12 protein-coding genes and 3 pseudogenes are annotated in these 14,064 nt (G+C 60.8%); 13 read left to right on the top strand and 2 right to left on the bottom strand.

The features are described from left to right. Positions 1-722 (top strand): transposase (locus tag AB0N17_RS43710; RefSeq protein WP_366017269.1); only part of this gene is annotated, 722 nt, incomplete at its 5' end. A 123-nt stretch (positions 723-845) separates the two neighbouring features. On the opposite strand, the gene AB0N17_RS43705 is transcribed toward AB0N17_RS43710, so the two are convergent. After that, positions 846-1,025 carry a hypothetical protein gene (locus tag AB0N17_RS43705; protein WP_366017268.1) on the bottom strand — a complete coding sequence of 60 codons (180 nt, stop codon included), beginning with the start codon at positions 1,023-1,025 and terminating at the stop codon, positions 846-848. 289 nt (positions 1,026-1,314) lie between these two features. On the opposite strand from AB0N17_RS43705, the gene AB0N17_RS43700 reads away from it, so the two are divergent. From AB0N17_RS43700 to AB0N17_RS43665, 8 genes are all read left to right on the top strand, one after another. Continuing rightward, positions 1,315-1,794 carry a hypothetical protein gene (locus AB0N17_RS43700; RefSeq protein WP_366017267.1) on the top strand — a complete coding sequence of 160 codons (480 nt, stop codon included), beginning with the start codon at positions 1,315-1,317 and terminating at the stop codon, positions 1,792-1,794. Between the two features lie 1,008 nt (positions 1,795-2,802). Next, on the top strand, positions 2,803-3,384 hold the full coding sequence (locus AB0N17_RS43695) for a dTDP-4-dehydrorhamnose 3,5-epimerase family protein (RefSeq protein ID WP_366017266.1): 582 nt from the start codon (positions 2,803-2,805) through the stop codon (positions 3,382-3,384). A 79-nt stretch (positions 3,385-3,463) separates the two neighbouring features. After that, positions 3,464-4,348: a glucose-1-phosphate thymidylyltransferase RfbA gene (gene rfbA / locus AB0N17_RS43690; protein WP_366017271.1), complete on the top strand. Its 885-nt coding sequence runs from the start codon at positions 3,464-3,466 to the stop codon at positions 4,346-4,348. Beyond that, complete coding sequence (gene rfbB, locus AB0N17_RS43685) at positions 4,345-5,319, top strand: dTDP-glucose 4,6-dehydratase (protein ID WP_366017265.1); 975 nt, start codon at positions 4,345-4,347, stop codon at positions 5,317-5,319. The genes rfbA and rfbB overlap by 4 nt, the downstream gene beginning before the upstream one ends. 8 nt (positions 5,320-5,327) lie before the next feature. Beyond that, the gene (locus tag AB0N17_RS43680) at positions 5,328-6,692 is read left to right on the top strand and encodes an NDP-hexose 2,3-dehydratase family protein (RefSeq protein ID WP_366017264.1); all 1,365 of its coding nucleotides are present in this window, start codon (positions 5,328-5,330) and stop codon (positions 6,690-6,692) included. A 38-nt stretch (positions 6,693-6,730) separates the two neighbouring features. Next, the gene (locus AB0N17_RS43675; protein ID WP_366017263.1) at positions 6,731-7,735 is read left to right on the top strand and encodes a Gfo/Idh/MocA family oxidoreductase; all 1,005 of its coding nucleotides are present in this window, start codon (positions 6,731-6,733) and stop codon (positions 7,733-7,735) included. A 220-nt stretch (positions 7,736-7,955) separates the two neighbouring features. Beyond that, on the top strand, positions 7,956-9,845 hold the full coding sequence (locus tag AB0N17_RS43670; protein ID WP_366017262.1) for a PEP/pyruvate-binding domain-containing protein: 1,890 nt from the start codon (positions 7,956-7,958) through the stop codon (positions 9,843-9,845). 480 nt (positions 9,846-10,325) lie between these two features. Then, entirely contained in the window at positions 10,326-11,402 is a 1,077-nt protein-coding gene (locus AB0N17_RS43665; RefSeq protein ID WP_366017270.1) for a glycosyltransferase, read from the top strand. A gap of 118 nt (positions 11,403-11,520) precedes the next feature. Here the strand turns inward: AB0N17_RS43665 and AB0N17_RS43660 are convergent. After that, positions 11,521-11,682, bottom strand: a pseudogene (locus tag AB0N17_RS43660) (transposase family protein); the annotation flags it as partial. Between the two features lie 439 nt (positions 11,683-12,121). On the opposite strand from AB0N17_RS43660, the gene AB0N17_RS43655 reads away from it, so the two are divergent. From AB0N17_RS43655 to AB0N17_RS43640, 4 genes and pseudogenes are all read left to right on the top strand, one after another. After that, positions 12,122-12,445: a transposase gene (locus AB0N17_RS43655; RefSeq protein WP_366017261.1), complete on the top strand. Its 324-nt coding sequence runs from the start codon at positions 12,122-12,124 to the stop codon at positions 12,443-12,445. Between the two features lie 72 nt (positions 12,446-12,517). Next, the gene (locus tag AB0N17_RS43650) at positions 12,518-12,640 is read left to right on the top strand and encodes a hypothetical protein (RefSeq protein ID WP_366017260.1); all 123 of its coding nucleotides are present in this window, start codon (positions 12,518-12,520) and stop codon (positions 12,638-12,640) included. Between the two features lie 3 nt (positions 12,641-12,643). Beyond that, positions 12,644-13,273, top strand: a pseudogene (locus AB0N17_RS43645) (IS3 family transposase); the annotation flags it as partial. 113 nt (positions 13,274-13,386) lie between these two features. Continuing rightward, positions 13,387-13,612, top strand: a pseudogene (locus tag AB0N17_RS43640) (IS30 family transposase); the annotation flags it as partial. Between the last annotated feature and the right edge of the window lie 452 nt (positions 13,613-14,064).

Raw genomic sequence — 14,064 nt, 5'->3', positions numbered from 1 at the left:
GTCTTGTCGGTGCGGGCGGTGAAGACGCGCTGCCAGATGTCCTGGCCGATCAGCAGACCACGATCCTGCGGCTGCTGACCGAGCGGCGGGACGACCTAGTCCAGGAACGCACCCGCGTCCTCAACCGACTCCACGCCGTCCTGCGCGATCTCCTGCCCGGCGGAGCACCCACCGGCCTGTCGGCCGACAAGGCCGCCGCCTTGATGAAGGGCATCCGGCCGATCACGGCCACCGACAACTGCCGCCGGGACATAGCCCGTGACCTGCTGGCCGACCTGCGCAGACTGAACCGCCAGGTTAAGAACAACGAAGCCGAAATGCGCGAGGCCATCGCTGCGACCCGCACCACGCTGACCACCCTGCCGGGCCTCGGCACCGTGCTCGCCGCGAAGGTCCTCGGGCATATCAGGGACATCAACCGCTTCCCCACCGAACATCACTTCGCCAGCTACACCGGCAGCGCACCCCTGGACGCCTCCAGCGGCAACAACGTCCGCCACCGGCTCAACACCGGCGGAAACCGCGCGCTCAACTCGGTCCTGCACACAATCGCCGTCTGCCAGATCCGCGACGGCGGGCGCGGGCAGGACTACTACCTCCGCAAGATCGCTGAGGGGAAGACGCCTTCGGAGGCTCGCCGGGCCCTCAAGCGACGGCTGTCCAACGTGGTCTACCGAATCATGAAACGAGACCAACGGACCCGCCTCGCCCATGCCGCTTGACACACAGAGGCGCTATAAGGTCACAAACGCCCGTCCGGCCAGTAGTGAGCGCTCCGGCATCCTCACCCTGTTCCCTGCTCCAGCTCCCTGGCAGGTCCGCTGCCCCAGAACCGTGGGCCCGGTCTAGGAGCCGACGGCCAGGCCCTCGTTGTCCCGGTGCCCGGCATGTGCCGTCGCGGTAGCCACAACGAGTTTCTCCTCCAGCTGCCCACGGAACGTCACCGCACCGCACGCGGCCTTGTCGGAGCTCGGCGAGGCCGACGAGATGTCGACGGGTCCGTCGTCCTCGCGCCGTTGCGGCATGCAGACCAGCGTCTGAAGGCGGCCGTTCGGCAGCGGGTTTCTCACTTCTTTACTCAAGCCATGCGCTGTTGTAGGAGTGTCGATGTGGGCCGCTCACCGCACCACCAGCAAGACCCGGTTCGGAGAAAGGTGCCGCAGGGCGCAGGGAGCTGCTGCGAGCTACCGACCCGTGGGGCCCTGGCGATGAGGAACGTAAGCCCAGTACGGCGTCGGGCGTTCGCGTCGTTCGACCTCGCCGTCCCGGACCTGGTCACAACCTGCGCCGGCGTAGGAAACGGAGCACGACTTCATGGCACGTATCAACCAAGAAACCCGGACTCGCAACGAGCATGACGTGCGTGCGGCGATGGAACGCCTGCTCGACGGAGACGTGCCACCAGGCCATACCCCCGGCCTCAAGGCCCTCGCACAGATGGCTGGAGTGCCGCGCAGCAGCTTCTACTCCGTCAAGAACCGCGACGGCACGAGACGGCGCGGGCCCTACCAGCATCTGGCGGAAGAATTCGATCGGCGTCTTCACCGGACCCGGACGGAGCCCGCTGCCAAGGGCAGACAGACTGAGCGGCTCAAAGTCTTCGTCGATGCGCTCTCGAGGCGTCTCGCACAGTGCGAGGCAGAGCTGGCTGAACTCAGAGAGTTCAAACAGGTCGCGCTGTCCCGGATCATCACCCAGCACCTTGAGATCCAGCGCTTGCGTGAGCACATCACTAGGCCGCAGTCGGCCCTAACCGCCAGCGACGGCACCGGCCGCCCCTCCCTGACGCAGTGACCGCCCAGTGGCCCAAATCGCCGCCGCCCTGTCACGACTGCTGCCGCAGTAGGTTCCGTCAAGCGGGAGTACCTGCATGCCCGCAACGACCTGACGACGCGACCTACGCGTCGGTCGGCCACCGGAGCGAGCGCCGATATCCGGGACATCGCCCAGCATCTCGCACGCCCGAGGACACGACAACCCAAGAAGAAGCTCCGGTGCCCTCAGGCAGAACCCCACCGTCGGCTTCCGATCGTGATCGCTGCCACGGCGGCGGAGCGCCTTCGTACCGGGAAACCCTGCTCGCCGTAGATGGCCAGCCGCTGAGTCCTCACGGCGCGTGCTGCCAGGAAGGCTTCGGCCGGCATAAAGCGACGTCGGCCCGGGCCTGGGCGCGCTCGCCCAGGTCAAGGGCGGCATCGCCGGGTCGAGTAAGTGTCCGGATCGGTGGGCTTCGGCCGTCATAGAGGTCGTTTTTCAGCCGAGCTTGTGCCGCATCCACTCACTAGGTCCAGACAAATCCCGTGGCCCGCACCCTTCACGGCTACGAGCCGGGCACCCAAGACCGACCTGATGAACCCGCCGGACAGGAAGAGCCCCGCGGCAAACCGAACTGCCTGTAAGTAACACAGTCGATGGATTACGACCCGGAAAGTGGCGTGAAACCGACGGCGCTACACGTTCGATCTATATGTTTGATGTGCAAAGCTCAAACGCATGGAGTTCCAATGAGTGAACGTTCGTCTTTAGCGCCCTCCCATCCATAAGGGCGCGGTCTCCGTGTCCGGCACCAGTCTGCGACATGTTGAGCACGCATTACAGACTCACATGTGCCTCGGGCAACCGATTGGCCCCAGTGGGGCCGGCAGGGCTCGAATCCCACAGGCCGGCCACTAAACGACGCGTCTCGCGTGCAATGCTCCGAGGCTCACCCGGTACCGTCGCTCATCTATATTCCGCAGGGCCCTACCTCAACTTCCCATGGATCAGCAGCGCCTGCATCCAATTACTCATTAGGTTCCTTGCATGATAGTTCGCAAGACGGCTGTGGCCGGAGCTTTTCAATTCACCTCCAGCGTGTACCCAGACCCACGTGGATCGTTTACCGCACCATTTCAAGAAGCCGAGTTCAACAGAGTCGTCCAGGAGCCCTTCAGAGTAGCTCAGCTCAACTGCAGTCGATCTGCGCAAGGAGTCCTCAGAGGGCTGCATTACTGTAAGACCCCATCGCCGGGGCAAAGGAAGTATGTCTACTGCGCGAACGGCCGCGCCCTCGACGTCATCGTCGATACACGCGAGGGCTCCCCGACATTCGGTAAATGGGATGCCGTAGAAGTCGGTCCGCATTCCTCTCAATCCGTCTACTTCCCCGCCGGTGTTGCGCATGGCTTCCTGGCCCTCGAGAGCAATACTCTGATGGTCTATATGGTGTCGACTCCATACGAACCAGAACACGAATTCGCCATTGATCCGCTGGACCCGCAGCTCGCCCTTCCGTGGCCGAAGCATCTGAGCCTGATCAGGTCGGAGCGTGACGTCACCGCACCGACTCTCCACGAGGCGGCGGCGCAGGGGCTACTCCCACACTTCGGCGATTACTCGCGATGAGCGAAGCATAAGCACCCCTATCGCACCCCACGACCCTTCGTCGGCGGGGCTATCCACGCCACGTGAAAGGCCTGTCACCATAAAAGGCATCATCTTGGCCGGAGGGCGCGGTACGAGACTTTACCCGCTCACACGGTCGCTTTCCAAGCAGCTCCTGCCCGTCTATAACAAGCCGATGATCTACTATCCGCTGTCGGTGCTCATGCTGTCCGGCATCCAGGATATACTCATCATATCCTCACCGGAACACGTTCGCCTATTCGAGGGCCTACTCGGCGATGGCAAATCACTCGGCATAACGCTCAACTATGCCGAACAGTCCTCTCCCAGAGGCATCGCCGAGGCTTTGATCATCGGTGAGGACTACGTCGATGGCGACGGTGTTGCGCTCATACTCGGCGACAACATATTCCACGGATCGCATCTATCGGAGCTGCTGCAGAAGGAAACCAGAAACGTCGACGGCTGCGTCCTGTTCGGCTACCCAGTTGTAGATCCAGAACGTTACGGCGTCGGCGAAGTCGACACCTGCGGCCGTCTAGTAAGCATCGAAGAGAAGCCTCTCCATCCTCGATCCAACATGGCAATAACGGGCCTGTACTTTTACGCCGGCGATGTAGTGGACATCGCGAAGGGAATACGTCCCTCGATGCGCGGCGAGCTTGAGATCACCGACATCAACAAAGTCTACCTCGACCAGGGACGTGCCAGACTGGTCGATTTGGGCCGCGGATCCGCCTGGATGGACACGGGTACTCATCACTCGCTTATGAATGCCGCGCAATACATTCAAGTCCTGGAAGAGCGCCAAGGACTGCGTATCGCATGCCTGGAAGAGATAGCGCTCAGGATGGGCTATATAACAGAGGACATCTGCCATCAGATCGGTTCTGAAATGAGCCAGTCTGATTACGGGAAGTACCTGATGTCCCTGTCGTCGCCAAGACTGGGAGGAACCCCTTGAAGATCCTCGTTACAGGGGGAGCCGGCTTCATCGGCTCCAACTTTGTCAGGCGTCTCCTTGAAGGAGCCTACGAGGAGCTCGCAGGCGCATCCGTTGCCGTCCTCGACAAGTTCACCTATGCGGGCCGTATCGAGAACCTTGAACCCGTCCTGGATAACCCGCTTCTGTCTATAATACATGGCGACATCTGCGATGCCCCCACCGTTCGACAGGCCATTTCCGGATCTGACCTCGTCGTTCACTTTGCTGCGGAGAGTCACGTAGACCGATCCATCGCCAGTGCAAGTGCTTTTGTCGATACCAACGTTCGCGGGACATACCTGCTCCTGGCGGCTGCACTGGAGTACAAGGTCGGCAGGTTCATCCACGTGTCGACGGACGAGGTGTACGGGTCGATCAACCACGGTGCATTCACTGAGTCTTCGCCACTCCGCCCTAACTCTCCATACGCAGCATCGAAGACATCATCTGATCTTTTTGCCCTGGCATTTCACAGAACCCATGGGCTCCCCGTGTGCGTGACCCGCTGCTCGAATAACTATGGCCCGTACCAGTTTCCAGAAAAGGCCATCCCGCGGTTTATCACTGCAATCCTGTCTGGTTCCGACATCCCGCTGTACGGGGACGGACTTCACCGACGCGACTGGCTGCACGTAGACGATCACTGCCGCGGGCTCGCGCTCGTATCGACCCGGGGAAGAGACGGTCACGTCTACAACATCGGAGGCGGAAAAGAACTGGCCAATATCGACCTGGCCCGACGGGTTTTGAAGCTCCTGGGAGCCGACACAAGCCGAATCGATTGGATAGCAGATCGCAAGGCGCACGATCGGCGTTATTGCGTTGACATATCCAAGATCTCGGACGACCTGGGCTACGCACCACATGTGAGTTTCGATGAGGGGCTCGAGGACACGGTGCGCTGGTACTCCGAACACCCTCAGTGGTGGCAGTCGCTCACTCTCAGCTAAGGATGTAGATGTCCACTCCACCGCTGGCTCAGAGAGTCATGAAATCAGCCAGGACTTTTCAGACCACGGTATCATCCCTGCCGTCGTTCTCGCGATGGTGGTCTGAATGCGCAGAGGCCGAAAAGTCTACGGTGTCGAGGATTCCCTTCTCGGCCCTGAAGAACTGGGCGTTCGAAGATGATTCAGGAAATCTTGTCCACCGGACTGGGCGGTTCTTCTCCATTCAAGGCCTGAACGCGACCAGGAATTCTGCCCCAACGGCGAGCTGGCGCCAACCCATCATTCATCAGCCTGAGGTGGGGATTCTCGGAATAATCACCAAGGAGTTCGATGGGGTTCTACATTTCCTGATGCAGTCCAAAATGGAGCCGGGAAATTCGAACCGGCTCCAGCTGTCGCCCACGGTACAGGCAACCCTCAGTAACTACAGCGGCGTGCACGGGGGCAGACCGGTCGCGTACCTTGACTACTTCACGGGTGAGAGTCACCGGGTAATCGCTGATTCCTGCCATTCAGAGCAGGGGGCATGGTTCTATCGTAAGCGGAACAGAAACATCATCGTCGAAGTCTCAGACGATGTGGAGCTCCAAGGCGGGTTCCATTGGCTCACACTCGGTCAGATCCACCGCTTGCTCGATGTTGAAAATCTGCTGAACACGGATGCGCGCAGCGTGCTGTCGTGCCTCCCTTTCCCGTTCCCTGATGCACCTGCCGCGGAAGGTGCAGGGACTTTGAGCACATGGCTCGCCGAGGCACGTGCTCGCCATGACCTCAGTACCGAGGACGTCGGACTGCGCGAGGTCGGGTGGACGGTAACGCCTGACCGTATCAAGCACCCCAGCGGAGCCTTCTTCGAGATCATCGCCGCAGACATACACAGCGTTGGCCGAGAGGTTGCTAGCTGGAGCCAGCCCCTGCTCCGACCGGTAGGAATGGGTCTCGCAGCATTCCTCGTCCGGTATGACGCGGACGGGATTCTTCACGTGTTGGCCAGAGCCCGAGAAGAAGCAGGAGCAGCCGACGGGCTGGAGATCGGCCCAACAGTACAGGGAATGCCCCGCAACTACGATTTCCTGCCGGCTGAAGCGAGACCACCGTATATGTCCTACGTGCTGTCAGCACCCGGCAAGAAGGTTCTGTTCGACAACGTCCTCTCCGAAGAGGGCGGCCGTTTTTACCACGCCCACACGCGGTACATGCTCGTTGTCGCGCAGGATGACACCTATGACTGTCCTCCGGACCACCAGTGGGTTTCAGCACAAGGACTCTCTGTATTTACGCAGCATGGTCGCCTCCTCAACTCTGAAGCTCGAACCCTGATTACTATCCTCCAGAAAATCGCCATCACTCTTGGTTCACATAATGACCTGTGAACCGATCAACCGGAAAGGCTGATCAATCAGCTATGCCGATGGAGCGGACGACGATAAGCGTTGGCGTCCTGGGGGTATCGTCCTTTGCCGTAAGGCGAATGATACCGGCTTTTCAGTCGAGCGGCCTGATCAAAGTAACCGCCATAGCCAGCCGAGATCCCGACAAGGCCCGGTCTGCTGCGCAAGATCTGTCTTGTGGTCGCGCTTTTGCTGATTACGACGAACTCATCGCATACTCCGAAATCGACGCGGTCTACATTCCACTGCCTAATTCCCTGCACTACGAATGGGCTCACAAGGCACTGCTGCTCGGCAAGCACGTCTTCGTGGAGAAACCGTTGGCTGTCTGCAGTGATCAAGCAAGAGATCTCTTCGCGCTAGCGGACAGTCGAGGATTGGTTCTGCGTGAAAATTTCGCGTTTGAACATCATCCGCGCCATCAGACGGCTAGGATCCTTCTCACGAGTGGTCGTATCGGAGAGATACGATCATTGAACAGCGCCTTCTGTATCCCGGCGCGCTCTGCGGACGACATCCGCTATCGGGCCCACCTAGCCGGCGGTTCCCTGAGAGACGTCGGTGTTTATCCACTGAGAGCCGCTCAGTTTTTCCTCGGGAGCACACTCAAAGTAGCGGGCTCCGTTCTGCGCATGGACCGCCGATCTGGAGTCGACGTATCAGGAAGCGCTCTTCTTTATACAGACAACGGTGTCACAGCTACCGTTGATTTCGGCTTCGAACATCACTACGGAGCCCATTACACTCTCTGGGGGTCTGCCGGGAAGATGTCCGGGCAACGAGCCTTTGCAATCGACCCTAGTGAGTCTCCGAGCTTGCTCGTCCACCGGTCTGATGGCTCAAAGACCATACCTCTGCCTCCCCAAGACCAATACGTAGGCAGTGCACAATCATTTGCCAGGGCCATTCACGCGTCACGCGTGCGCGGTGCCAGTTCGTACTTGCCATACAGCCCATGGGATGCTGCCAGTCTCAAGACGGCTGAGTTGGTGGACGATATCATCGCCACTGCTCAGATGGCCTGACGCGGAAAGCCAGCCACGGGAGCCGTCGAAAAGCGCCGGCGGAGCCTACACCAGCACGAGACATCATACTCACCATGACAAGATAGGTCATCGCATGAGTGACACCCGGTCTGAGAGCACCATGAGGACCATACCCGCCCTCCCTGGGGACAACCTAAACCTGGCAACGTTCATGGAGTTGTCAGGGACCCTCGGGGGCTACCACTACGTCAAACTTGTGATGGATGTCGAGGCGCGTGAACTCCATTTCATCGACAGCAGAGACAGTCTTCTCCATGTCGAATACGTGACCCAAAAGATCCTCGGAACTACTAGGAAGAATCTCGAGGATGAGCTCGACGCGATCAACGATTCGGTATACCGCGCCGCGGACAGACGCTTCTATCTAGGGTCTCTGTCTCTCGATGTGCGAAAGGCGCAAAAGCTCGAACAGGACCAGGTCTTTCTCATTTTTGAGACCGTCGAGGTCGACACCATGTCGGAAGACATGCTGAAAATCTTTTACCAGTGCGTACGATCATGCGTAGACCGTTCTGTAAAACTCTACCTCAAGCCGGCCAATCATCTCCAGGAGTCCTACTTCACCTGGATATCGCAGGAAGAGATTCCCCATGTGTTCGCTCACGCACTCCGCTCGTCATGTCTGTTCACCCCACTGAACCCAGGGTCTGCTTTCGGGCGAATAAGGGCATTTAATTCAGAAGATGAGTACCGTAAGGCTGAGCCGCTAAAATGGTACGACATCATCGTCATGCCGCGTGTCCCTGAGGACATTCCCCGGGTCAGCGGAATTATCAACGCCCGTCAAACCACACCGTTGTCTCATACCAACACCCTGGCGGCCAACTGGAAGATCCCCAATTGTGTCAGGGTCAACATCATGGATCACATCGGCGTGAATGACATGAATGGCCGGTGGGTGAGATACGGCGTGGACCCGGAATCAGAGGACCTCACTCTCGAGCCAGCAGAAGAGCCGGAGCATACAGCAGACGGTCCGCCTCAGCAGTTCCGAGTGACAGACTTTGCCGCCCCTGCAACGACCCCTACACCTATCGCAGAACTCTCCGAACTGCGGGCAAAAGACTCCCACCGCTACGGTGTAAAGGCAGCCAACCTCGGCGAACTACATCACGTTATCCAGAACGGCTCCGACCGTTGGTTCGGATTTTATCAAAGGCCGCGGCCGCCACGAGACAACCTGTTGCACTACCTGGCCCGCCAGCTGAACACCACAAAGCCGGCCGACGAATCCGCCCTTCAGGCCGCAGCTCGCCACCTCGTGCGCACACACGCCCACGTTCCTCGGGGCATTGCTCTTCCCTTCTCGCTCCTGCGCCGTTTCCTCGCCTCCTCTTCCACCGTTCAGCAAGTCATCGAACGACTCAAGGCTTGCCTTGAGACCGAGCAGTCGGATCTCGACCCGCTGTGCGCCGAACTCCAGCAGCTCATCGTTGCAACCCGTCTTCCTGAGGATATTCGCGACGAGATCGAGACGGCCCTCCTGAAACATTTTTCGGGCTCGGACAGTCTCGTTGTCCGCAGTTCTTCGAACGCCGAAGATCTCCCAGGGTTTTCTGCTGCCGGCCTGTACGAATCAGTGACCGGGGTTTGCGCCACCGAGGAAATATTTGCAAGCATCAAAGAAGTCTGGGCTTCGCTCGTGTCCTCTCGGAGTGTCCGGCTGCAACACCAGGCGGGCATCCCCCTGGACGACAGCTATATGGGCGTCATTGTTCAAGAGCAGGCCAACTACTCCGTAGGCGGCGTCATGGTTACCTGTAACCCACTTAACGGAAAGGATTTCCGCAACGTCTACATGAACATATCTCCCTCCGTCACTGATGTTGTCAGCGGTAAAAGCGTCCCGCTAGAGCATCTTTACAACACTGTCGAGGGAGGCAGCCGAACGCTGGCACTCGGCACCGCCGAGAGAGATCTGGAGGAGGCCGTAAGATGCCGAATGCAGAATTTGGCGATTATTGGTCGTCTTCTGCAGTCACATTTCTCGCCGGACTATGCTTTCGCTACTCCGGCTGACATTGAATGGGTGGCCGACGACGAGGTCTTCCACCTTCTTCAGATCAGGCCCTACCGGACCGTTGAGTGACATTCCACGGCAGTCAGCCGGCTTCAGCAGACGTGGTCGCTGCCACCGGACGGAGATGTGCCCCCTCCCTTCTCCAAGGGAGACGGCGGTGAACAAGATTCTTTACGTCTGCGTATGCGGCGGGGGCCCAGCGGCCCCTGCTCCGGCCCCGAAGTCCGCTGACACGGGGTGTGCACATGCCTCGGATTGCGGGGCGCGGCCGGATGCCGGACCACCACACGTCCACTGCGCGTACCGCGCAACCAATCCGGCGTGGAATGACCACAACCGTCGGCTGATCCAAGCAAGTCGCTCCCACCGACTTCCTCGCAAAGGCCGCACGCCGGCCATGGCCGTATCGCAGCTGCCTGTACGCCTCACCCAGCAAGCTGCCGTGCTCCTCGTCTGTGCCCTCCAACCCCTGAAAGACCTGCTGAAGAAAGAGGACATCCTGTGCGGTTGCTCTTCGCTGGCGCTCCGGCCGTGGGTCATCTGTACCCCATGGTTCCCCTGGCTGAGGCCTGCAGATCCCAAGGGCATCACGTTGGCTTCGCATCTATGGATGGAGGCGAGGTGGTGGCGAACTCAGGATTCGAATATGTGTCCCTGGCGCCAGGTGTGGACTGGCGCAGCGAGATCCGGGCCCTGGGAAAGAACGAGCGTCCGGAGCTCTTCAAGCGAGTAGCAGAAAGCAACGCGTCTGATCGGGAGGCATTCGCCGGTCTGGCAGGTCGTGTTAACAATCTCGTTGCAGGAGCCGTCGTTGACGCAGTGGCTCGATGGCGGCCCGACGTGATCATCTATGAGTACCTGTTCCCTGCTGCGCTCGTTGCGGCCGCTGTACTCAGCGTGCCCGCAGTCCAACACGATCTCAATTTTGTCCGCACACCAGCTCTGCGGGCCATCATGCTGCGCGAAATGATCGAATCGCTCGATCGCTACGGGATCGCCCGGCCCACTCCCGTAACCACGCTTGACATCGCTCCCCCAAGCATGGTGAAGGAAACGTACGGCTGGAACATGCGGCCAGTGCCCTACAACGGCCAGGCTGCGTTGCCCGACCTCCTCGCTGTCCCCACCGAACGCCCACGTGTCGCAGTGACGCTAGGGACGGTGCTTCCTTATCAGGGTGGGCCGACGAACATCGACCGCATCGTGGAAGCCGCCGCTGAGGTTGATGCGGAGTTCGTGTTGGCGCTCGGAGAGCGAGGAGTTCGAGCCCTGAGCAACACTCCGCCCAACGTGCGCATATTCGGCTGGCTGCCCTGGCGACAACTCCTTAACCGCTCCCAAGCAGCCATCCACCACGGAGGCAGCAGTTCTGCCTTGTGCACCCTGGACGCAGGGATTCCACAGATAGTCCTGCCTGCCGGATCAGACTGTTTCATCACGGCACATGCCGTACATGAGCGTGGTGCCGGGCTGGATGGAACCGTTCATCCCATCAGCCCGTCGCTCATCAAGCGGGTCCTGTCCGACACCAAGATGGCCACAGCTGCGCGACGTGTACGAACCGAAATCGAAGCCATGCCCACCCCAGGTGATATCGCATCAAGGTTGGCCGGACTCGCTGGCTAGCGCGGAGCTCCTTGATGTTGATCAGTTCCTGGTGCGCTCGTCGGGCCATCCCGTGCCGCAGATCGCGGCCTCGTGGTGAATCACTACGCACTGCGCGAACTCATGTCCGGTCACGCACGGGGGCCAGTGCCAGAAGCGGCGCGATGTGGTCGATCACCCGGTCCGCAGCCGACTCGGAGATCCCGAACAGAGGACCGAGCTGCCGCATCGTGAGGTTCGTCCGCCAGTACGCAGCCACCAGCAGTATGCGGTCCTCCAGTGACTGCGCCCAGGGCCGGCCAGCCTGGCTCGACGAACTCACCATCAGCACACTGGCAGCCCTGACCGGCATGGCCGGAGCCCTGCGAGAGGACCAGCACGCCGTCGTCCAGGACATCATCACCAGATACAACTCCGGGGTGAAAGAAGGGCGCATTACCGACCTTACCGACCTTAAGCTGCAGAAACGTAGCCGACCGCGAGGGCGTCCCACTGCTTCGCCACCGAGTCGTATTGATCGCCCACCTCCGCCGCCACTACGCAGTTTTGCCGACCACGTCACCGAGATGATCTCCGGCTACGAAAATCACTTGCCAGAGCCACGTTCGGGTCTACGCCGACACCTGGCGATGCGTGTGACGCACGAGATGATTTACCAGGCGTTATACGTCCAAGGCCGCGGAGAACTCCGCAGTGCACCTGAAGCTTTCTTTTGATCGCGGACACCTGGAGACTGGGACGTGAGGTTCCAGAGGAATTGGTGCCAGGTGGGTAAGCAAGAGCAACCGCAGCAGGCGGTACACGGAGGAGTTCAAACGGGACGCGGTCGCGCTCGTGCGCTCTCCGGGAAGACCGTCACCGAGGTGGCCCGTCAGCTCGGGGTCGGCGCCGGGGGACTGCGGAAGTGGGTCAAGCAGGATGCGATCGACCGCGGGCAGGGAGCGCCAGGAGAGCTGACGGGCGCCGAGCGTGAAGAGCTGCGCCGGCTGGCCGCCGGGCAGGCTGAGATGATTGAGGTACTGCGGAAAGCAGCGGTCTTGTTGGCGAAGGAGAGCGGCCGATGAGCGAGGCGTACGCGTTCATCGAGGCGGAGAAGACCACCCCGCCATGTTGCTCTGTTGTGCGGGCTGCTGAAGGTGGCTCGTTCCTTCTTCTACGTCCGGCTGGCCGGCGAGAAGGCGCGCTCGGCGAGGAAGGCCGCGGACGACGGCCTGGCGCACGAGATCACCGTGCTGCACCTCGCCTCTCGCGGCGCCTAGGGGGTGCCGCGGATCCATGCTGAGCAGCGCCGGCTCGGGCACCGGATCAACCGCAAGCGCATCGAGCGCGTCAAGCGCGAGCGCGGCATCGCCGGCGTGCCCCCTCGCAGGTGGCGGTCGCTGACGCGGCCGGCCAAGAGGGCTGTGCCCGCACCGGACCTGCTCGGCCGGGACTTCAGAGCCCCGGCGCCTGGGGTGAAGCTCGTCGGCGACATTACCTTCATCGCCACCGACGAGGGCTGGCTGTATCTGGCAACCTGGGTCGATCTGGCGACCCACGAGGTCGTCGGCTACTCCATGACCGACCGCCACCGCGCTTCCCTGGTCGTCGACGCGCTGGTCATGGCTGCCGGAAGCGGCCGGCTGCAGCCTGGCTGCAACGTGCATTCGGACCGCGGCAGCGCATACACCTCCGATGAACTCCGCCGCGTAGTATGCCGGTGGGGGCTGAGACAGAGTATGGGCCGTACCGGCTCGTGTTTCGACAACGCCGCCGAGTCGTTCTTCGCACTGCTGAAGGAAGAGACCGGCACCCGCTGCTGGCCGAATCGGGCGAGTGCCCGAGCGGAGATCAACGCCTTCATCGAGTCCTTCTACAGGCGGCGCCGACTACGGAAGCATCCGGTCCGGGGCTACCTCACCCCGCTGAAGACCTGGCAGCGACACGAACAAGGACACCCTCGCGGCGTAAGCATCGAGCGCACAACGTCACGGGGGAAGCTTCACACAGCTCATTCACCCTGGCCACCGACATGCCAGTCTACTTCTGCGATCCGGAATCCCATGGCAACGCGGCTCCAATGAGAACACCAACGGCCTACTGCGGCAGTATTTCCCGAAGGGCGCCGGCCTCTCCGCCCACAGCCCTTAACATCTCCGGACCGTGGCCGCCGAGCTCAACGGACGCGCATCTGAAACGCTCGCCTGGGACGCCCAGCGGAGCGTCTGGCTATGCTCCTGACAGCAAGCTGAACAGCAGTGTGGCAACGCCCCTTTGAACCTGCCCCCGGTCAACGGGACGCGGATCTGTCGGTACAACCCGGCGTTATCCGGTGCCGGACCCCGGCCCGACCGTTGCCTGTCGGCTGGGATCGGTGAGTACGCCATTCCAAAGGGGGGGCCTCCAGGTTCGCGCAGCCGCCCCGGCCGGCCGCTGGGCTTGAAACTCGATGGAGTCCGGTCCTTTCCCGGGTACTGCCTCACCTTTTCTGCCCTTTGTGAGCCCCAAATGGCCTAGAGAGGGGAGACATTAAGCATAATGGTGATCTTCCTGTGTAAATACTGGATATGCCCGGTGGCGGACGGATGAGTGCCGCTCGGACTGCCCGATAGAAGGCGCGAGAGTCCGCGGGGGCATGGAGTGGTGACCGGGATCTGGTACACCTCAGAGAACTAAGGAGGACTGCTCGTTATGCGAGTAGCTA

This window comes from Streptomyces sp. NPDC051133, assembly GCF_040682635.1.
Lineage (GTDB): Bacteria > Actinomycetota > Actinomycetes > Streptomycetales > Streptomycetaceae > Streptomyces.
Note: the sequence above shows the minus strand (reverse complement) of the source record. Positions and strands in the feature narration are given on the sequence as shown.